A 19,735-nucleotide genomic window follows, 5' to 3' on the forward strand; every position below is an offset into this window, starting at 1 on the left:
AAGCAAGGATCATGCCAAACAGGCGAATTTATCGAGATTTTTCAAGTGCTTATAGGGCGCGCCACGTCGTCGATCATCCTCTCGGAAGATCGCGCGCGAGAACGATCGCATTTGCCGTTCGGTGTCGACAACCGGCGCGGAGCTAAGCCGGAATTTCCGCAATGATATCGATTTCCATCAGGTATTCCGGCTTGGCGAGGCCCTGGACGATGATCCCGGTCGAAACCGGATAGACGCCCTTCAACCATTTGCCGACGACGCGATAGACCGGCTCGCGATAGGCGCGATCGGTGATGTAGATGACGATCTTCACCACGTCCTGCAGCGACGAACCTGCCTCTTCCAACAGCACCTTGGCGCAAGCCATGGCATTCTCGGTCTGCGCCGCGGCATCGCCGATGCCGACGATCTTGCCGTCGAGATCCATTGCGGTCTGGCCGCGCACATAGACGGTGTTGTTGGCGCGCACGACCATGCATACGTCGTTATCGAGCGACTGCTCCGGGTAGGCCTCCCGGGTGTTGAACTTGCGGAAACGCTGATGGGTGGTCATGGGTCGGATCCTCAGGCGGCGAGACGACGGAATGTGCGATCGGAAAAGATCAAAGGCAGTGCAGCCCGGTTGCGAACACTCAGCACCTCCCCCGCGACGATGCGGTGCGAGCCGAAATCGAACACGCTGGCGACGCGGCAGTCGAAATTGCACAGCGCGCCATCCAGCGCCGGCGCGCCGGTGAGCAGCTCCGTCCAGTCGCCGGCGAGAAACCGGTTGTCGCGCCATTCCGGGATCAGCCCCGCAAAGCTGTTGGCGACGCGCTCCTGCGCGTCGGCCAGAACGTTGGCGACGAACACGCCGTTGGCGAGCAGCTTCTCGAGCCCGCGATTGTCTCGGTGAACGCTGAACGCCACCGATGGCGGCGCCATCGACAACGAGCACAGCGACGACACCGTGACGCCCGCGCGCCCGGCCTCGCCATCGGTGGTCACCACCGCGACGCCCGAGGCGGTCATCCGCATGGCGTCGCGAAAGGTTTCGACCTCGACGACCGGATGCGTCGCAACGCTCACGGCTTCACCCCATCGATGCGGTCCGACAGACCGGCGGACTTCTTCACGAAATCCAGCGGGCCCGAGAAGTCGAAGCTGTTGTAGACCGCGGCCAGGTGATTGAAGTGCGGCGCCTGCGCGAACTGCACGAAGGTGAGCCGGTGGCCGGCATAATCGGAATTCAAGAGATCGCGCGCGAACGCCAGCAGCTTGCGGCGATCGTCGGCCTGCCACTGATCGTTGAGCGAATAGAACTTGTTCAGCCACTTGCCGCTGCCCTCGGCATCGAACGCATCGGCATTCGGGGTGATGCAGATCTGACCGCCGCAGAGCTCGCGGGCGATGTGCATCATGGCCGGAAGCTGCGAACAGGCGAACACACGGCCGGCATAGAGCATCGACTGCTGCGGCATCAGCAGGCCGCCCGGGCTCTTCTCGGCAAGGGCGATCGAGGCGGTGAGATGCGCGTTGATGCCTTCACGGTAGCAGACGAGATCGGCGAGCTTCTCGCGCACCGATTGCAGCTTGTCGAGACCGGTCTGCCTCGCGTTCCACATCGCCGCGCCGATCATCATGTCGGCGGTGTAGAGCAGACGCAGCACGTAGGGAAACGCCGAATAGCGATGCAGCGTGGAGCGCACGAATTGCGCCGCGCGGGTATGGCGATAGAAGAACACGTCCTCCCAGGGGATCAGCACGTCATCGAACACCACCAGCGCCTCGACCTCGTCGAAGCGACTGGCGAGCGGATAGTCCCGGGCGCTGCTGCGATCGGCAAAGCCGCCGCGGCAGATGTGCTTCACACCCGGCGCACCCATCTTGACGATGCAGCCCACCGCATAATCGGAGAGCTTTTCGTTGGCCCAGGCGCCGACGGTCGGCTTCAGATAGGCTTGGTCGGCATAGGCCGCGGCGGTCTCGTATTTGGCGCCGCGAATGATGATGCCGGCATCAGTCTCGCGCGTGACGTGAACCATGAGGTCGGGGTCCTGCTGCTGCGGCGGCAGCGAGCGATCACCCTTGGGATCGGTATTGGCCGAAACGTGGAAAATGTCCTTTTCGACCACGGCGCGGATATGCCGGTCGATATTGGCGGCGAAGCGGGGATCGATTTCGGCCAGCACATCGCGGCCGTCGGTCAGCGACCACATTTCCCCAATGGTTTCATCGCCGACGCGGGTCACGACGCCGCCGATGTCCTTCATGACGTGATCGACGGCCTTGACCTTGTCGTGCCAGTCCTTCTGCTCCGTCGGCGGCCGGTAGAAGATCGAATGCTTTTCGTTGCCCTCGACATAGGTCAGATCGCCGGCGTAGCGCTCTTCACGCGCCATGTCGTACATGCGGGCCTTGATGTCGATGATCGGCTTCAGCGCCGGATGGGCGGTCACATCCTTGACGCGCTCGCCATCGATCCAGACCTCGCGGCCATCGCGAATGCCCTGTTTGTACTCTTCGCCCGTACGGATCATTGATCGGCTCCTGTTCGACTGGACGACAGGGTGACGGACGGCCTATCATAAGCATAATATTTTTATCTTTGGAGATGCATAGGAAAACACGATGAAGTTCTCCCTCCGGGCGCTGCGTTACGTGGTGGAGACGGCCGACGCGGGCAGCGTGACGGAAGCGGCCAAGCGCCTGAACGTCTCGCAGCCGTCGATCTCGGCGGCACTCAGCCAGATGGAGACGGCACTGGGGGTCCAGATCTTCGTTCGCCATCTTGCCAAAGGCGTCACCCTGTCCCCCGCCGGCCAGCGGCTGGTGAACGACGCCCGGCTGCTGCTCAATCATGCCCGCGATTTCGCCCAGAGCGCACATTCACTTGGCAGCACCCTGCACGGCGAGATCGTGGTCGGCAGCTTCCTGACCCTGGCCACGCGCTTCATGCCCGGTCTGCTGTCGGGGTTTCGCGCGCGCCAGCCGGGTATCTCGGTGAAACTGGAAGAAGGCGACCAGCAGGAAATCATCGACGGCTTGATTTCAGGGCGAACGGAGCTGGCGCTGTCCTATTCCTTCGCCGTCCCGGACGAGATCGTGGGTGAGAGGTTCTGCGACCTCCCGCCATATCTCGTGCTGGCAGCCGATCATCCGCTGGCGAACCGATCCTCGATCAGCCTGCCCGAAATGCGGGAGGAGCCGTTCATCCTGCTCGATCTGCCGCATTCGCGCGATTACTTCGCCAGCCTGTTCATGGCCTGCGGCATCGAACCTCGCATCTCGTTCCGGACCCGGTCGTTCGAGCTGATCCGCGGATTGATCGGACACAAGCAGGGATATTCGATCCACAACGCCGTGCCGCGCACCACCATCGGATATGACGGCAGCCGCGTCGCCGTGGTGCCCATCACCGAGAAGCTGCCGCCAACCCATGTGATGGCGCTTCGCCTGAAGCGCCATGCCTTGCGGCCCGCGGTGCAGACATTCGCGGACTACGCCCGCGAAGCCTTTTCCGCCGGCGGGCAGTTCGCGCCCGGCTCAATAGCCCCGTCGGGGATCGACGCGGCCTAGCAGCGGCTCGCCATCGCGAAGTCGGCGTACGTTCTCGCCGATCTGGCGCGCCGCCGATCCCGGCAACGCCACCGAAGCCAGATGCGGCGTCACCAGCACATTATCCATGGCCCATAGCGGGCTTTCCGGCGACAGCGGTTCGGCGGCAAACACGTCCAGGGTCGCTTCGGCGATGTGACCGGAGCGCAGCGCGTCGATCAGCGCCGGCTCGTCGACAATGCTGCCACGCGACACGTTGATGAAGGCCGCGCCGCGCTTCATCTGCATCAGGCGTTCCGCGTCGAGCAGACCCCGGGTCTGCGGCGTCTGCGGCAGCATGCAAACGAGAATGTCGCTGGAAGCGAGAACATCTGGCAATGCGCGCAGGCCCGCCGATGTCTCGATACCCTCGACGGATTTCAGCGTATTCGACCAGCCGAGCACGCGGTAGCCCTGACGCGCGCATTCGAGCGCCGCCGTCAGCCCGAGTTCTCCGAGACCGAGCACGCCGACGCTGATGGTCTCGGGATCGCGCGGATGAATGTAGTGCCAGCGGCGCGCACGCTGGGCGCGCTCAAAGGCCGGAATGTCGCGCGCGTGACGCGTCACCGCGAACAGCACATAGCCGGCCATCATCCGCGCCATCTTCGGATCGGACAGCCGGGTAATCGGCACGTCCGGCAGATCATCGCGCCCGACCAGCGCGTCAACGCCGGCGCCGAGATTGACCACCAGTCCGAGATTTGGATAGTGGGCGAAAAACCCATGCGGCGGCTTCCAGACCAGTGCATGCCGTACGCTGGCGGGATCTGCGATATCATCGGCCTGGCGAAGATCGATGCCCTCTGCCGAAAGCGCCGCGCGCCATGTTTCGAAGTTGTCGAGGGCGCTGTGGAACGCCATCACCTCCCGCGTCATGGCGCGGTCTTTTCGGCGATCAGGCGCGACACCGCGGTCAGCGCCAGCTCATAGCCGAGCGCGCCGAGCCCCGCGATCACGCCGGTCGCTGCGCGCGAGACGTACGAATGGTGGCGAAACGGCTCCCGCTTCCAGATATTGCTCATATGCGCTTCGATGATCGGCCCCTCGAAAGCGAGCAAGGCATCGAGGATGGGGACCGACGAATAAGTGAGGCCGGCGGCATTGATGACGATCCCCTCCGCCTTTTCCCGCGCCTCCTGGATCCAGTCCACCAGAACGCCTTCATGATTGGACTGACGGAAGTCGACGGTCAGGCCGAGTGACGCGGCGTGATCTTCACAGCGCTTCCTGATGGAGACGAAACTCTCCCGGCCATAGGTGCCGCTCTTGTCGAGCCCATAGAGATTGGCATTGGGGCCATTGAGGAAATAGACGGTCGGTGAGGTCATGGTCGCTTTCACATCTGTCCGCAGGGAAGTCGGGCATCGCTTGGGCCAAGACGACGCCGTCCGCGCATGCCCAAAGCTTAAAGAGCCTTTCCTCGCGGTAGAAATCAAAAGAAACTATGCGCTTCGACGGATTTAAGTATGGGTGAAGCACGGATACGATCCGCGCCAACGATTGGACGTTCGGTGCTGCAGTTGCCTCGTTACACAAGGCGCAAACGCTTTCGACGTCACAACGTGGGCGCGCAAGAAGATCACGCTGGCCGCGGGCTTGCGTCCCGGGCTGACCTTCACGTCGTTTGACCGACATGGCGGGACTACCGAGGCGGGCACGTCCAGCTTGACGGAAACGCAGTTAGTGAAGGGGGTCAATGGTCATCGACCAAGGCGATGGCGCACGGCCGTCATTACGACGACGGGGCCAAGCAGGACGCACAGATAAAGCGCATCAAGCGGCGCCAGCAGACGGCCAGAACGTGAACCTTTGTCGGAATCGATCTGCGATCTCGTCGGAATGTAAATCAACAAATCCGATAAGTAGTTGAAAACATTGGAGCGGGTGAAGGGAATCGAACCCTCGTATTCAGCTTGGAAGTCTTCGAATTTTCTTTGCTGTCTCAAAGCAGATTCTGACAATTCACAGCCGGTTTGCTTATTGAGATCGTTACAGAATTTTCCGTTGTCAGAATGACCGTCGCGCCGGTCGCGACCCGCGGCATGGCATGCCGACTGCCATGGTCCGACCGCGACAACACCTCACGCGGCCTGAATTTTCGGGAAGTGGCCTCGGGATCTCAACGAGGCTCAGACCACGATTCGCGGCCGGGCCCCGTCAACTCCTTTAGCGACAGCCAGCGTTAGTTAACGTGGGTCAATCCAGTCCATCATGGGCGCGACGCAAAAGCGATAGTCTTGATCTTTCAACAAGTTATGCTACTTGCGAAAATCCAGCCTGCGAGGGTGCCTATTGCGACGCCTCCCTGCCTTGAGGGCCTGATGCGGGGCAACGCGCCCGGTCAAATGGCCGCGTCATTCGATCTGTCTGCGAGTGCGGTTCACGCTTACCTTCGGACGGCAAAGCGGAAGTTGAACTGTGTTCAACACTCGAGCAAGCGATCGCTAAGGCGATCCTCTTGACCTCATTCGATGATCATCTGCCTGCTCAGGCGAGAGACCGCTCGCGGCTAACCGAACAAGGCGACAAACCACATGATGGACGACGACTAACTTGATCGCGTCAGGAACCAACAGTTCGATGGATCTTCACCAGACTCTGCGCCTGTTTGTTCTGGTTCGAATCCAGGTTCCCCAGCCAGTCTCCAAGCTCTTCATTAAGCAACTGATTTTATTGCACTTTGCGTGGCTGGGTAGCTGACGTACCCCAACGCTGCCCCTAACGCCTGCCCCCAACGCTAGCGCTTCCTAACAGGTTGTAGCAGACCGGCGTCTTGCTTTTCCGACCATTTCCAAAGAGCCCGATCTAGCTCGCGAAGGCTCATGCTCCATTCTGCTGACAGAGCAACGCAATAGCTAACGTACTCAAGATACCTGTTGATCGAGGAGGTGGAAAAACTTTTCGCACCTAGCGCCTCCAGCGCTCGGAAATCGATAATAGTGAAGCGCTCAGGAAAGATCGCCGCCATGATTGCTGACGCAACGGGGACACCTACCCCTTCTAAGCGGACCAACGACTTCAGAGCCATAGACGGGATATCAACGCTATCTACGGCCAGCTTAAGTGCTCGCTTGATCGTTACGGTCTTGTTTTTCTGTGGCCTGGACTTTCCGCGGTTCCGAGTCTTCCATTTGAAAATAGTATCGAAATGCTGTCGCGAGTAATCGCCCCTACGAATGCTGCGCCCGGCGGCATCAAACCAGAAGTCAGAATCCGAATCATATCGTTGGCAAAGATAGTGCGCTTCTTCGCGGCTCAAGTTCGGCGCAAACAGATGTTTCATAGCGACCATCGTTACGGCAACAGCACCTGCTGAGCATAGCACACTCATGACTGTCGAGCTGCACGACGCCATCACGGGGCACGCCAACAAGGACAGCGTTGGGCGCGACTACGGCCGAGGGTTCTCCATCAAGCCCCTCGCGAGGGCGATGGCTCAGATAGAGGCCCAGTGGATTTGTCGGGACTTGCTTGGCGCGTGCCTTGAGACTGCCGGAGGACGACATGATGTTTCGATCTGCACATGCCACCACCGCTACCGACGCGACGATCGAGACTTACGTGCAGCTTGCTTCAAAGCTCGGAAACCGAGGAGCGGAGTGGGAGTATGAGTGGCGAGACAGCGGCAGGGTTGCCTTCACGTTTCGTACCGCTGAGCTGAGGGACAGGTTCGATGCCTCCCTGGCGCTGCATCGAAGATATTCGACCGCCAGAATCATCACAGGGCTTGATGGCCGGCATTAGGCCGAGTGTCTCGGGGCTTATCCTTAGCCTCAAGGTACGAGCCTTTGAAGCCCATGAGCATTGCGCCATGACCTTGGGGTCGTCGCTGTATCCGTGATCCCATCCCTCCTCCCCCTCACCCTTCTGTCCATGCATAGAGCTATGGCATCGAATGAAGAGGCATTGGGTTCTTAGCGTCGGGCTCACCCCTTGCGCGACCCTTGAAGTTGATCCGGTGTGAGGTATGGGGTACGCATACGATGAAGACCGCCTGATTGACGCATGCGCGCGGGCACGGCGAGTTCTATGATGGCGATGCGTGAAGGTCAGGCGGCTCGCTGATCGGTGGGGTTGTCGGCTTGGCGCAGGAGCTTCCATTCCCATGGCAGCAGCTCGTGCAGACGGGATACGGGAAGATCGGCGATGCGGGCGAGGACGTCGGCGAGCCAGGCTTTGGGATCGACGTCGTTCAGGCGACAGGTCGTGATCATCGTCAGCATGATGGCGGCGCGGTCAGCGCCACGCAGACTGCCGGCGAAGGTCCAGTTGCGCCTTCCCAAGGCGATGCCGCGCAACGCTCTTTCGGCGGCGTTGTTGCTGAGGCAGATCCTGCCATCGTCGAGGAAGCGGGCGAAGTCGTCCCAGCGCCTGAGCATGTAGTTCATGGGCTTCAGGACCTCGGCGGAGCGCGATAGGGTTTCTCGCTCGCGGAGCAGCCAGGCGTGCATGTCGTCGAGCAGCGGCTTGCTCTGCTCTTGGCGAACGGCACGCCGTTCGTCGGCACTGCGGCCATTGATGGCGCGCTCGATCTCGAACAGGGCGTCCAGACGCCTGACCGCCTCCAGCGCGATCGGGGAGACCGGTTTGCCTTTTTGTCCGTCCCGGGCGGTTTTCTCGATATCGGCCAGTTCGAAGAAGCCCCGCCGCGCATGGGCGAAGCAAAATGCCGGCGTGATTGGCATCGCTTTCTTCTGCGGGTCGAACAGCGGCTCGAAGCCATTGTAGCAGTCGGCTTGCAGGATGCCGGTGAAGGCGGCCAGATGCTTCTGCGGATGCTCACCTCGTCGGTCGCTCGAGGCGTAATAGACCGCCGCTGGCGGCGCAGGCCCACCGTAGGGCCGGTCATCCCGCACATAGGTCCAGATTCGTCCGGTCGTGCACTTGCTCTTGGCCAGGATACGGATGGTGGTGTCGTCGCCATGCAGGCGCTCCGCCGCGAGCACATGCCGCTCGATCAGTTGGAACAGCGGCATGACGGCGAAGGTTCCGTGGCCAACCTGGTCGGCCAGCGTCGATAGCGGCAAGTCGATCCTCTCGGCCTTGAAGCGCACGCTCTGGCGATTGAGCGGGATATGCATGCCGAACTTGTCGAACAGGATCGTCGCCAGCAATTGCGGACCAATGAAGCCGCGCGGCGTGGCATGGAACGGTGCGGGCGACTGGCTGATCTTTTCGCAATCGCGGCAGGTGAACTTTTCTCGAACCGTCTCGATCAGCTTGAACCGACGCGGAATCTCCTCCAACGTCTCGGTCACATCCTCGCCCAGCTTCGCCAAGCGCGCCCCACCGCAGCAGGCGCAGGTCGTTGGCGCCTTAATGACGACCCGCTCGCGTTCGATGTCGTCCGGCCACGGCTTGCGCACCGGCCGCTTGCGCGTGAAGGCCCGAACGTTCTGTACCTTTGCAGCCGCGGCACGCGCGGCGAGTTCATCCTCACTCGCCGTGGTGATCAGCTCTTCGAGCTCCAATTCCAACTGCTCGATCAGCCGCGCCGTGCGCTCGGAGCGCGGCCCGTACAGTTCGCGTTTGAGCTTCTCGATCCGCAGCTCGAGATGCGCGATCAGCGCCTCGTTGTCCGACAGCTCCGCCTGCGCACTGGCAGCCACCGCCTCGGCTCGCAGCCGCGCCTCACGCTCGGCCTGCAGCGCCGCCAGGGCACTCGCAAGGTCCGATGGAAGATCGTCCGGCTTCGATATCATGAAGCCATTGAATCAGATCAAGCAGCAGATTCAAACCGTAAAAGCGGCTATCCGGCCCGCGTCGGCCGATGGGTTTCTTGAGGGTTACGCCAATCGATCCCGGACAGCAGATAGCTCAACTGCGCCGGCGAGATCGTTACCGATTCACCGGCAACCGATGGCCAGATGAACTTTCCTCTCTCCAGTCTTTTTGTGAACAAGCAGGCTCCCTGGCCATCGTGCCAGATCACCTTCACAAGATCGCTTCGGCGACCGCGGAACACGAACAGATGACCGCTGAGCGGGTCCTTGCGAAGAACCTCCTGCACCTGGAGTGCCAGCGATGGAAAGCCTCGGCGCATGTCCGTGTAGCCTGTCGCCAGCCACACTCGCGCGCCCGTCGGAACCGGGATCATCGGCGTACCAAAGCATCGAGAACGCGACGTAGCGCGTCTCCATCGACGTCGCCATCGACCCGGATGCAGTGCCCGCTACCAAGATCAATCTCGATGATGCCCTGGCTCTTCCGTGGACGAGCCGCCGTCGTCGTCAATGGCGCTTTGGCCACCTCCCGCGGCGGTGCAGACGGCCCAATCTCGACCGGCACGAACGGCGCTGTACTCGCTTCACCATGCTTGCAAAGCGCTTTGCGCCACCTGAACAGCTGGCTCACATGTAGGCCTGCCACGCGGGCCACCTCGGAAACACTGGCTCCGGGCTCGAGCGATGCTGCAACCAGCCGTTCCTTCTCATCCAGCGACCACCGGCGCCGCCGCGCGACCGATGTGATCACCTCCGCCCGCGAAATCGTCATAGTGCTTCTCCTAGGATTACTCCTAGGACCTGCAGCCCTCGCGTCCCTCAAACAAGACGGCCTCTGGCGGAGGGATACGGTATGGGGGCTTCTAGGTCACTTTGAGTACTAAGACTAAGCAATCTCGGTGGTAAGATACAATCTCCCCTTCCGTACGGAGGATGGGAGATGCGAGGCATTAGCATCTTTATTGAAACCTCAAGTCGGGCCTATCGCTAACCCTTTAGGGCGGACCTAGAGCTTGCATTAGTGGAAGCGTAAGAAACCGAATGCTGCCATAGCGGCAAACCACAGATCCCGGCGCGTTCTTACCTACCCGCAATTCGCAACAATGCAGAAAGTATACGCCGGTCCGAACGTTGGTGAGGGGCGATCTCGCAACAACTCGCATCAAACACTTGCACCCGCCTTTCAGGTTGAAGGCCAAGCTTCGCTATTCAGAAAGCCTTCTGATCATTCCCGGTACTACCCTCGATCCATGAATAACGAGCAGGATTGCCACCGGCATCGAAGGGCTCGAAGAACGCAACCGTCTGGTTGGCGTAGAGCTTCGGGCGGCGATAGATCTTCGCCACGCCTATTACTTGTCGCTGATCTCCAGGGTGATGACCTCGTTGGCGTCATCATGCGGGGCCTCGACGCGCTCACGCCATTCGACCTTGCGACGGTTCTTGAGCCAGAAGATGCAGGCGGTGGAGTCAGGAGGCACGACCCGCTTGAGCATGATGGTCTCGAGCCGCTCGGTCTCTTTGACCATTTTTCCGTTCTTGTACTCGACGGTTTTGAGTTTGTGGGCTTTGGCTTCCATGTACTCAAAGCCCATCGCACGCTGATGGAGCCGGTCGGCAACATCCATGCCTGACGAAAGCTTACCCGCTTTTAGGGCACCAAGAAATTCAGGGATGCGCCTTCTTCCAGTTGTCGATGGTGGTGGTCGACTTATCGAAGAACGCTGCTAGCTCCTCATCCGTGGTGCCGAGGCGGCAGAGCTTGACCGTTTGAACAATATACTCAGGCTTGAAATCGGAAGGCCGCCCTCCTGAGCTTTTCTCTTCCGGGGCCTTTCGCTTGGTCACGCCCTATTATGCACACAGCCGCAAGTGGGTTGGCAAGCTAGCGATAAACGCGCGTGCTATTCTTATCGATTTCGTTTCCCCAGACTGTTCTACCACTAATCATGAAGAGCGCACTGCAGGCAAATAACCATATGCCCGGGTACAGGAGGAATTCGTTATCAGCCCATAGTCCTGTGACAAATGCCGCAAACCCGCTGAGCAAGTACCATTTCGTGAAAAGATCTCTAGCGTCGTCGCTTTGCTTATCGGGTTGGTAGAACCGTCGGCGGGTAAGCATGTTGAAAATCTTGCCAACCAGGAGAAAGGGCAGCCCAACGCTCCCCATCAAGGCAGGCGCAATGCCAACCGCCACAATACTCTGAAAGATTTGACCCAAGGTAAGGCTTGCCAGCTTGGCACCAAGTGGAGACAGAACCTGACCGACGCATGTTATCGCGTCTGGAACGGTCAGGCTCGATACTGCAGTGCAATCCATTGCATTCCCCGCATTCGCCAGCTTCATTTCACCCGGAAAAGCTGATACTGGCAAGACTTTCAACCGAGGCCGGTTATGCTGAAGCTTGATACGATAGAAGAATTGCAGGCGCTGCACACCAACCAGGTGCAAGAAAGCTCAACTCTCGAATACAAGGCATCTGCCGCCATTGAGAACACCAATGAGCGCAAGCGAGAGATGGCCAAGGATATTTCCGCAATGGCCAACGCCGAAGGTGGCCAATTTGTTTACGGTATGACCGAGCACAACCATCAACCAGCCGGGCTCGATGCGGGTATGAACCCCAATCCGTTTAACGGGCTCTGGTTTGAACAGGTCATCCAGCAGAACATCCAACCGCAAATCGAAGGGCTAAAAATACTTCAAATTCCGGTAGCAGCCGGAACCGTAGTCACCGTTATCACCGTACCGAAATCTCGCACGGTTCATCAGACAAAGGATGGCCGGTACTACAGGCGCAGAAATTTCCGCAATGACGTGATGGAAGATTACGAAATTCGGGAAGCCTTCAATCGCACAACCACTCCTGAATTATTTATAAAGTTCGGTTTAGTAGATCAACCCGATCACGAGCTGAAGTTACCGGATGGCGAAAACCCGCCGCTAACCGCGCCTTTCCTTGTCCGCGCATCCATTGGCAACCGCTCAACGCAACCTTCGTTTTACTCCGTCGTCAACATATTCGCTGATGTTCGGCTGGATGGAGGTCCATCCGGATTTAAAGACGGTCAGATCATCGCAACGAACACTGGCGTTCAGATCAGGAAATGGACGAAGTTATTCAGCATCCCGGGGCACTTTCCTATTTTTGCAGAAACGGCATTTTCCGTGTTCGAAAACCCTTGGGCTATCTCGCTTCCTGCCGCTCTAATCGACAGTCAGGATGCCTTTTTGATCGGGTATTCAATCGCGGCACCCGGATACACGATTGAGAAATTCGGAATGCTCGCGCTGTTAAATCGACGAATTATGCTAGCCTTCGCTGACTAATCCGCGCACCCCACGTTGCCGTACTCCACAACCTCATCAAACCGGTTATCCAGCACCCTCGCATCGTCCGAAAGCGTGCCCCTGCCCGCCAGTGAGGTTGCAGGCGAGCATGATGGAGTGAATGCCGGCCTTGGCCAGCTCAGTCATCTTGGTGAAAGCGATGTCGGTGCAGTCGCCCGGCTCTCCCGGTTTCAGGACGCGGGCCTGGCCGACCTTACGGGGTGTATTAGGAATACGGGTGATCGCTGTTCACGGCGATATTGATGGTCTCAACCATCGAAGGTTCGGCGCAGGCCGTTAGGGCCAGGCCGACAAGAGCAGCGCTCCGTATCACGCTCTATTATGCGCACAGACCTGCATAGGCTGTCCACTCAGACGCGAGGGTCGCCATTCTCGTCGAAACGCGCCGCCATGATGATAAGCAGCCCCTCAACCGCGTGACGGATGCGCTGAGCCTCTGCAACTGTGTAAGTGTTTTCAACGTGCATCGTTGTATTGCGCCACCCATTCTTAACCGCATCCAACGACACGTAGAGACTATCGAAGAGCAAGGCGTCCGGGAGCATTCTATCGGCCGCAGTTTGCCATTTCTGCTCCATACCAGCCTTGAAGGCTCGTAAAATACTCCCCCAGTTTTTGTCCATCCCACGCACGGGATCGGGGATGCCTAGACATCTCGCAGCCGCCCTGACCGCAATCTCCATCACTCTCATGAAGTGGAAGACGCTTGCTGTACTCCGCTCGAGAGCCAGGCAATTTATCGCCTCGTCTATTTCGACTAACGCCGACGGAAATCTGAGCCGAACATCAGCTGGAAACTGCTGAGTGTTAAATAGCGCACCTACCTCACTGCTAAGACCCAGAAACCTTTGGTGATTGAGTTCATCTAGCAGCCGCTTACAAATTTCACCTATAACGGGGTGGGATAGCGGTTCGCCTCTCTCAACACTGTTCCGAAAGCGTTTCACCGCCGCCAGCGTCAAGTGCAACCCAAACTCTTCGAGAAAGGGAACGAGCCGCTCGATGGCCGCTTTGGCGGAGAGCTCGAACTCCTCGTCCTGCTCTATCAAGGCTGCGTGGAGCTTTCGGCTCACGGCCTTGTATTTTTCTCTCGTGTCCAGGTCTACCTGAGAGCTTAACTTCCTCCACCAAGCAACAGCCTTCGGCTCTTCAGGCTTATCTGGATTTGGAGCCAACACTTCTGCAACGCCCGACGCTTTGAAGACGAGACCCGCCTGAATGTGCGCCAATAACATTATCGCGCTGATAAGCTTATCTAAGTCGAATTCCTTCATCGCGCCTTCCTTGCCCAAAAAGCGGGTGGATGCTCCCCCTAGTGTGCTGCACTCTTCGGGTCTAACGCCTTTTGCGGCTTCGAGAAAGGTGGTATTGGCAAGACTTTCAACTCGGGGCTTCACATGTCCGACGAAGTCAAGGTTATGGCCAGCATTCCGTCGTGGGACGCACTCGACAAACGATTTGAGCCGTACGCTATTCAACTGGGCTGGCTCGCCTACTCCTGGAACAAACTCCACGAGAGGCTCTCAGACATATTTTGGGCTCTTACGGGTATCCAGAACGGTTACATACCTGCCGCAATATGGAACGCTGTCAAGAACGACAGAACCCAGCGAGAAATGCTTAAGGGACTCGCCTCCGCCACTCTGACGGACCGAAAGGATCTTCTGGAAGAGATATTGTGGGTTCTAAAGCAAGCGGACAAATTCGAGGACAAGCGCAATGATGCCCTCCACTCTCCGCTGATTTTCATGATCGAGAAAGACGGCCCTCGATTGTCATCCAGCCACCACATGGGTAATCCCCGAGCCCTAAAGCTGAAGGACAAAGACTTGCTCAATGAGTTCAAGTGGTATGGTGAGACGGCGAATGTCTTGGCAAGCTACCTGCCAACCCTTACGCGTTGCATCCGAAGTCCAAATCATCCCTTCGAGAGGCCGACACTTCCAGCTTTAGGCGTTAGCTGAAGATACCCTATCTCCATTTGGTGCGGTGGTTTTCCTCGCCAATCAGCCAATCAATTACCTGGTGTAACCAGAGCACGGCTCGCCTCCATTTTGTCGTGCCATTCCTTGAGTGAATGACCAAGCAAAAGCCCAACCCCGAGCGGCCAAAACGCGCCAGCAGCCAGGGCCGAAGTCAGCCGCACCTTCTCGAATCCGTAGAGCTGGGTTGATACACCAATGACGATGATGAGGTAGGCAGCAACAATCCATCTCATGAGCCGTACCTGCACACGATGGGGCCGAACATCTTGAGGCAGGTGGTCATGCCTTGGACTATCAGCAGACCGCCTACCATCCCGCCATAGAACATCAACAGATCCCGTGACACTGACGGCGGGCGCGGCGGTAAATCGCCAGAGGCCAGGTAAACCCTTCGGCTGCTCATCGATACCTCCAAAAGGAGAATCGAATCTTTGAAGTGAGGCGGAATTAAGAGTCATCAGGCGCCCATCAGCCAAAGCAGGCGCGGCCGGGCCAGCTCGATAAAGATTGTCCAAATGCCGCGGTCTTTGCGTTCGCGCAGTTTCCGGTAAGTCCTGAATCCAAAATCTTCACACATGTCGTTCGCTTTCGTTGTGAGGGCATCATGCGCCGCTACTCGGTGGTGGCAACGAATTCGAGCAATGTCGCCGAGATGTCCCTCGACCCCTGTAGCACCCTCGACACACTAGTCCTTATCTTCGGCTGCATTAGTGGTATTGCCGCAACTACCGAAACTGCGTGGGCTACATCAAAGTAAGCCAGCTTCGGCGCGGCCATCACTCGATCAACCTCGGTGTGCTGGTACATGAAGTACGAAAATGACGCTGGTACCCAGTCGCAAAACACGTTCGAGAGAATCCAATGCCGAACAGCGTACAACCGCCCATTGATAACCCTTGTCGGTTGAAATGCTTGCCACGAGCGCCCAGCGTAGCGCCCCATAACGCTTAGAGGCCTGTCCTTCTTGTACTTCTCTACTAGGGCTCTCCAACGCTCCCCTGGAGATCTCGGACGAACAGCGTGAGAAGCTGTTGGAATTCGTGAGCCGTGCGACAACGACCGCTCGTGACAAATACATTGGCAGCGTCAAGAAGGATGAGCGCACCAAGAATGCGGTTCAAATCGTGGAAACCTGCATGCGCCGCGTGGTGGACGAAGCTCTCGCCGGCATCGGCCAGGAGATCAATCGGGGTGCCATCATCAGCGCGACAGCTGTGGCCGCCAATGCGAAGAAGGAAGACGTCAACAGCATGGAGCTTAACTACTCCAAGGTTGCTGGCAACATCACCATCCCGACCGTGGGGTGTCCATGAGCACCAACTGCGTTGCTGTGATTCAGGAGAGTTGCAAGGTTGACCTTTCTGACGGGGTACAACCATAATAAGAGGTTCGGCGCCTCCTCCCCCACCCCTCGGCGCCAGAACAGCCCCGTAACCAGTCGGGGCTTTTTGGTGAGGTCAGCACATGAAAATGCCGCTCTACCTGGGGTTCGACCTAGCCGGTAAAGCCTTCATCTTGATTTCGGTTGGCGTTCAGTTGCTAATTCTCACGCCAAACGCGTCGCAACGAGCAGTAGAGCAAGTCCGTGCGACAATCTCTCTAGAATATTTGAGCGTCAAAGCGCACGTTAAGCAGCTGGGTATCGATCCCAAATTGCTTCGCGAGCCCTTCCACAAGGATATTGTAGAGGAGATTAACGATGACCTGGACCTTGTTGATAGGCTCTTAGGAGTCGGCGGCGCTTATCAGAATAATCAGTTGTCCTACCCTGCCATTCTAACAATGCTCATGTTCGCGGTCGGTACAGTTTTGACGATTGCAGGAACATACCTTGAGAAGCGCAACAAGCCCGCCCCGTAACCAGTCGGGGCTTTTGCATGCCTCCGCATTTTTCAGGATTCATAATATGCAATCGACCGCACGACGACTGATTTTACTTGTATGCATTGCAACTACATTTGCCTTCGGAGCCTGCTCCAAAGTCTCTATGTCGGAAAAGAGAGCTGAAATAACAAAGCGGCTGCAAGATCCGACTTCGAAAGAGCATAAGGAGGCGCTAGAGGCGTCAACGTCTTTGGTCACTCAGAACCTCAAGGACGTGGGGGCGCTCGCCGTCATTGTTCTCGGACTTATCGTCCTGTTTATCCTAGTCTATCGTTATTCTGGATCGCTGGCGTACGTCGGTGTCCTCATAGGACTAATTCTGGGAGCAGCAACTATTCTTAGCATTCCGATTGAGGTGCAATATGCGATCTTAGGAGGCATTCTTGGCGTCGGTGGTGACTTTGCTGCCTCGAAGTCGAAAGGCAAACCCAACACTATGATCGAAGCTTTGTCGACATTCATTGTGAAAGCAACGACGGCGGCCGCCAATGCGGCGAGTGAAGCGGAACTTGAGCACGAAAAACGCAGAGTTTCATTTCTTATCTGGAGCGCTATCGGCACGCTGGCTTTGATGCTCATTGTCGGGCGGATATTGAATGGCATGCACGCCTAGCAACCATCTCCCACTTAGCCCGTTACAGTATGCACACGCCGGGTGACGACCGGACATAATGGGGATGTTGGACGCGGCGCATTCTTCCGGCCTCTGCCCGCGACATCAACGCATCGGTACGCGCTGACAACTAACCTGTTCCCGGCGTGTGTTCTCGCTTCCGGCTCTTTCCGTCGTTCACACCGAACGAATTGTCGCGGGTAAAATCACTTAGAACAAATTCCTAACGAACGATGAGTTTCGTATCGGGCTCTTCAATGCCTGGTCGACGTCGGGCGTGCTGCTGCACTCACACCGCATTCCCGCCCCGCAGTTGCAGCCTTTCTCATCCCACGCCAGGTTGGGGTGGTTCTCACACACCCAACCGAGGCCGAAGCATACGAGACAATCAGGGTCGATCATTCGAGCTTGATGCCTTCAGGCGGCGTACCGGGCTTCTTATTGTTCAACTCAATTTCCGCGGCGTTCCAGAATTCGTCTACCCGGCCTTCAGGCTTACCGGCGTTCTCCCAGAGCTGATGGGCGAATTCCCCGATCTCTTGCTCAGTAGCCATCAGGTCTGCACCGGCTCGTCAACGCCCAGTTCTTTGCGAACCGCAGCGGCGGAATTACCGACCTTGTCGATGGCCTTCTGCAGCTTTTCCTTGGAAACCCCGAGCGCATTGGTCCAGTATTTAACTTCGTAGTCCTCGCTCATATTGATCTTCGAGCGATCGGGCTGGTGACGTTTGGTGAGATTGTCGGACATGGCGTTCTCCCTTTTAAGGAAAACACCCTTAGGGACTGCGGGTTCCTCTGACCAAGGCCGTTTAGCGGTCGGGCGTAAGACTCGGATTGTGACCGATTCGAACGTTGCCAACTCTATCTGCAGAATATATCTTCCCGTACTTTCAACCTGAGGGATTTTAAAGGCAGAAGACTATTGCTTTGGCCTTGGCTGCCATTTTCTCAATTGCGCTAGTGACTGATGGCAACGCCGCCAGCAAAAGAAGAAGGCCGCACCCAAGCAAAACACGATAACACAGGAGCAGCCGGACAAACCCACCTATGGCGCTGGCTGCAAGAACCAAGGTGCCTCGATCATGTCAGGCGGATGCGTCAACTGAACTAGATTCCATGGTGGATCAACATGAAGCGCCTTACAGTTCTTTTGTTCTTTCTTGCGACCACCGCCCACGCCGAGACCGTGGATGTGAAGTATCGCGGCCAGGTCGATCTAAAGCCTTTCACCTGCCAGAGCATCACGAAGAGCAGCTTCGTAAATCGCATCTGCTACGACGCGAAAAATCAGTACATGATCATCCTGTTGAAGGACACTTACTACCACTACTGCGAGATACCGAAGTCCACCGTCGACGCGCTTCTTTCGGCGGATTCTCATGGGCGCTATTACAACGCCAACATCAAAGGCTCCGGGAAAGACGGACCTTACGATTGCCGGACGCATCGCGTGCCGTCGTACTAGGCGCCCCCTCTCCGACGGCCTTATCTCACCAGGCGATGATCTGCCTTGTGCCTATTCTGTAGTTAAATCATCACGTTAGCAGCGTACTTGCCACCAAGGTTCCAGCTCCCCATCTTTTTGGCAGGGCCAATGGAGACTGCTTATGGCTTCAACGACGGGGCATTCGGGCGTTTTTACTGCGACGCAGATCGCCATTCAGGAGCAGGCGCAGAAGAACATCGTGCGGATCTTGGCTCGCCAGCAGGCGGAGAAAGATCTCTTTGGGCGGAACACAACGAGGCTGGTCGGCAGTGAGCGCGTTTTTGGTTTCCTCGCCGTAGTCGTAGTCGTCAATTTGGCACTTCTGGTGATCAGCGGGCTGGTTCAGTGGATACTTCCACCGGTGATGTGGGTCGTTAGCTTTATTCCTGCTTGGCTTGGATCACTCGTCCTCCTTTCCGTCGCTGTTTACTTGGGGCGCCAAGCCTGGCTGATGCGCGATGAGCAGCGCAGCCCCTACTACCCAATCTTGGAAATGGCTGTGGGTTTGTCCATCGCTGTGACGTGTTCGATGCATGCAGGGTTCTCGCCCCTCGGAGTACTCGCCTTTCTGGGCGGACTTCGTATCATTGTGGATGCTTTTCGGCGGTGGCAAGAGTTCAAGACCACTGCTCTTCTGCGAGAACTATGGCACGACAGTGAAGTACGGTTTCGATACCTCGTCAGATGCTTTAAGAAGTTCCTGAGAGCTACCGAAATCGAAATCGGATATCGGCTTGATCCGAAAGAATTCGATCACGTGGGACGCCGTTATGTGAAGCTCGCTCCAGGCGAAACCCTTGTGCAGGTTTGGCTCGCAAATCAATCTAGATGACGCGCTCCAAGACACGATAGGCGGCAACTCAATTTGTCTATTTCGTCGCAAGCCCCTTGAACGAGATGGCCCTTAAGGGGCCTTCCGCGGTGATGTCCCGGTACCCGGCTCGATGGCTAGCGGAGCAGCCATAGGAAAGCTTCTGCGATGATCAGTGCAGCGAGGATACCTACCGACCCCTTGGCGTCGAAATCGAAGCCAGGGCCCTTGAAGCGTAACTGGTGATCAGACATCGGCGCAGCTCTCTAATTATGAAACCTTAGAGCCTGTTCTCCCGG

At 57.7% G+C, this 19,735-nt stretch carries 25 protein-coding genes; 8 read left to right on the forward strand and 17 right to left on the reverse strand.

What is annotated here, in order from left to right:
* Positions 1-142 precede the first annotated feature (142 nt).
* Genes QUH67_RS22430 through QUH67_RS22440 form a run of 3 tightly spaced genes read right to left on the reverse strand, consistent with a single transcriptional unit; the run spans position 143 to position 2,519 of the window.
* Positions 143-553, reverse strand: a complete 411-nt coding sequence (locus QUH67_RS22430) for a RidA family protein (protein ID WP_300941302.1) — start codon at positions 551-553, stop codon at positions 143-145.
* Between the two features lie 11 nt (positions 554-564).
* A complete protein-coding gene (locus QUH67_RS22435; RefSeq protein ID WP_300941303.1) occupies positions 565-1,068 on the reverse strand; it encodes a flavin reductase family protein in 504 nt (167 codons plus the stop codon).
* Positions 1,065-2,519 (reverse strand): 4-hydroxyphenylacetate 3-hydroxylase family protein, encoded by a 1,455-nt coding sequence (locus QUH67_RS22440; RefSeq protein ID WP_300941304.1) that lies wholly within the window; start codon positions 2,517-2,519, stop codon positions 1,065-1,067. Before QUH67_RS22440 ends, QUH67_RS22435 begins: the two co-directional genes overlap by 4 nt.
* A 91-nt stretch (positions 2,520-2,610) precedes the next feature.
* On the opposite strand from QUH67_RS22440, the gene QUH67_RS22445 reads away from it, so the two are divergent.
* Positions 2,611-3,558: a LysR family transcriptional regulator gene (locus tag QUH67_RS22445; RefSeq protein WP_300941305.1), complete on the forward strand. Its 948-nt coding sequence runs from the start codon at positions 2,611-2,613 to the stop codon at positions 3,556-3,558.
* Here QUH67_RS22445 and QUH67_RS22450 read toward each other — a convergent pair.
* The 10 genes from QUH67_RS22450 to QUH67_RS22495 form a co-directional block, all read right to left on the reverse strand.
* Positions 3,526-4,455, reverse strand: coding sequence for a 2-hydroxyacid dehydrogenase (locus QUH67_RS22450; RefSeq protein ID WP_300941307.1), 930 nt, complete (start codon positions 4,453-4,455; stop codon positions 3,526-3,528). The two genes, QUH67_RS22445 and QUH67_RS22450, sit on opposite strands and share 33 nt — an antisense overlap.
* Entirely contained in the window at positions 4,452-4,907 is a 456-nt protein-coding gene (locus QUH67_RS22455; RefSeq protein WP_300941308.1) for a type II 3-dehydroquinate dehydratase, read from the reverse strand. The genes QUH67_RS22450 and QUH67_RS22455 overlap by 4 nt, the downstream gene beginning before the upstream one ends.
* A gap of 372 nt (positions 4,908-5,279) precedes the next feature.
* Positions 5,280-5,540 carry a hypothetical protein gene (locus QUH67_RS22460; protein ID WP_300941309.1) on the reverse strand — a complete coding sequence of 87 codons (261 nt, stop codon included), beginning with the start codon at positions 5,538-5,540 and terminating at the stop codon, positions 5,280-5,282.
* A 776-nt stretch (positions 5,541-6,316) separates the two neighbouring features.
* On the reverse strand, positions 6,317-6,862 hold the full coding sequence (locus QUH67_RS22465) for a hypothetical protein (RefSeq protein WP_300941311.1): 546 nt from the start codon (positions 6,860-6,862) through the stop codon (positions 6,317-6,319).
* 766 nt (positions 6,863-7,628) lie between these two features.
* Positions 7,629-9,281, reverse strand: coding sequence for an IS66 family transposase (tnpC, locus tag QUH67_RS22470; RefSeq protein WP_300941314.1), 1,653 nt, complete (start codon positions 9,279-9,281; stop codon positions 7,629-7,631).
* Between the two features lie 47 nt (positions 9,282-9,328).
* Positions 9,329-9,676: an IS66 family insertion sequence element accessory protein TnpB gene (gene tnpB, locus QUH67_RS22475; protein WP_300941317.1), complete on the reverse strand. Its 348-nt coding sequence runs from the start codon at positions 9,674-9,676 to the stop codon at positions 9,329-9,331.
* Entirely contained in the window at positions 9,673-10,074 is a 402-nt protein-coding gene (gene tnpA, locus QUH67_RS22480; protein WP_300941319.1) for an IS66-like element accessory protein TnpA, read from the reverse strand. The genes tnpB and tnpA overlap by 4 nt, the downstream gene beginning before the upstream one ends.
* Before the next feature lie 437 nt (positions 10,075-10,511).
* Complete coding sequence (locus tag QUH67_RS22485; protein WP_300941321.1) at positions 10,512-10,649, reverse strand: hypothetical protein; 138 nt, start codon at positions 10,647-10,649, stop codon at positions 10,512-10,514.
* 5 nt (positions 10,650-10,654) lie between these two features.
* Positions 10,655-10,930: a hypothetical protein gene (locus QUH67_RS22490; RefSeq protein WP_300941323.1), complete on the reverse strand. Its 276-nt coding sequence runs from the start codon at positions 10,928-10,930 to the stop codon at positions 10,655-10,657.
* Positions 10,931-10,970: 40 nt separating this feature from the next.
* A complete protein-coding gene (locus tag QUH67_RS22495) occupies positions 10,971-11,150 on the reverse strand; it encodes a hypothetical protein (protein WP_300941324.1) in 180 nt (59 codons plus the stop codon).
* A gap of 550 nt (positions 11,151-11,700) precedes the next feature.
* Here QUH67_RS22495 and QUH67_RS22500 point away from each other — a divergent pair.
* Complete coding sequence (locus QUH67_RS22500; RefSeq protein ID WP_300941325.1) at positions 11,701-12,636, forward strand: AlbA family DNA-binding domain-containing protein; 936 nt, start codon at positions 11,701-11,703, stop codon at positions 12,634-12,636.
* Positions 12,637-13,007: 371 nt separating this feature from the next.
* On the opposite strand, the gene QUH67_RS22505 is transcribed toward QUH67_RS22500, so the two are convergent.
* Positions 13,008-13,931: a hypothetical protein gene (locus tag QUH67_RS22505; RefSeq protein ID WP_300941327.1), complete on the reverse strand. Its 924-nt coding sequence runs from the start codon at positions 13,929-13,931 to the stop codon at positions 13,008-13,010.
* A gap of 123 nt (positions 13,932-14,054) precedes the next feature.
* Between QUH67_RS22505 and QUH67_RS22510 the strand changes: the two genes are divergently transcribed.
* The gene (locus QUH67_RS22510) at positions 14,055-14,621 is read left to right on the forward strand and encodes a hypothetical protein (RefSeq protein WP_300941328.1); all 567 of its coding nucleotides are present in this window, start codon (positions 14,055-14,057) and stop codon (positions 14,619-14,621) included.
* A 50-nt stretch (positions 14,622-14,671) separates the two neighbouring features.
* Here the strand turns inward: QUH67_RS22510 and QUH67_RS22515 are convergent, their stop codons facing one another.
* Positions 14,672-14,875 carry a hypothetical protein gene (locus QUH67_RS22515; protein ID WP_300941329.1) on the reverse strand — a complete coding sequence of 68 codons (204 nt, stop codon included), beginning with the start codon at positions 14,873-14,875 and terminating at the stop codon, positions 14,672-14,674.
* Positions 14,876-15,673: 798 nt separating this feature from the next.
* On the opposite strand from QUH67_RS22515, the gene QUH67_RS22520 reads away from it, so the two are divergent.
* The 3 genes from QUH67_RS22520 (at position 15,674) to QUH67_RS22530 (ending at position 17,139) form a co-directional block, all read left to right on the forward strand.
* The gene (locus QUH67_RS22520) at positions 15,674-15,955 is read left to right on the forward strand and encodes a hypothetical protein (protein WP_300941331.1); all 282 of its coding nucleotides are present in this window, start codon (positions 15,674-15,676) and stop codon (positions 15,953-15,955) included.
* A 151-nt stretch (positions 15,956-16,106) separates the two neighbouring features.
* The gene (locus QUH67_RS22525) at positions 16,107-16,502 is read left to right on the forward strand and encodes a hypothetical protein (protein ID WP_300941333.1); all 396 of its coding nucleotides are present in this window, start codon (positions 16,107-16,109) and stop codon (positions 16,500-16,502) included.
* Between the two features lie 46 nt (positions 16,503-16,548).
* Positions 16,549-17,139 (forward strand): hypothetical protein, encoded by a 591-nt coding sequence (locus QUH67_RS22530; RefSeq protein WP_300941335.1) that lies wholly within the window; start codon positions 16,549-16,551, stop codon positions 17,137-17,139.
* Between the two features lie 398 nt (positions 17,140-17,537).
* Here QUH67_RS22530 and QUH67_RS22535 read toward each other — a convergent pair whose 3' ends face one another.
* A complete protein-coding gene (locus QUH67_RS22535) occupies positions 17,538-17,693 on the reverse strand; it encodes a DUF2934 domain-containing protein (protein ID WP_300941337.1) in 156 nt (51 codons plus the stop codon).
* Positions 17,693-17,887, reverse strand: coding sequence for a DUF3606 domain-containing protein (locus QUH67_RS22540; protein WP_300941338.1), 195 nt, complete (start codon positions 17,885-17,887; stop codon positions 17,693-17,695). Before QUH67_RS22540 ends, QUH67_RS22535 begins: the two co-directional genes overlap by 1 nt.
* Before the next feature lie 381 nt (positions 17,888-18,268).
* On the opposite strand from QUH67_RS22540, the gene QUH67_RS22545 reads away from it, so the two are divergent.
* Both QUH67_RS22545 and QUH67_RS22550 read left to right on the forward strand, forming a co-directional pair.
* Complete coding sequence (locus tag QUH67_RS22545) at positions 18,269-18,604, forward strand: KTSC domain-containing protein (protein WP_300941339.1); 336 nt, start codon at positions 18,269-18,271, stop codon at positions 18,602-18,604.
* Between the two features lie 142 nt (positions 18,605-18,746).
* Entirely contained in the window at positions 18,747-19,457 is a 711-nt protein-coding gene (locus QUH67_RS22550) for a hypothetical protein (RefSeq protein ID WP_300941341.1), read from the forward strand.
* Positions 19,458-19,735 lie beyond the last annotated feature (278 nt).

This window comes from Bradyrhizobium roseum (assembly GCF_030413175.1).
Lineage (GTDB): Bacteria > Pseudomonadota > Alphaproteobacteria > Rhizobiales > Xanthobacteraceae > Bradyrhizobium > Bradyrhizobium roseum.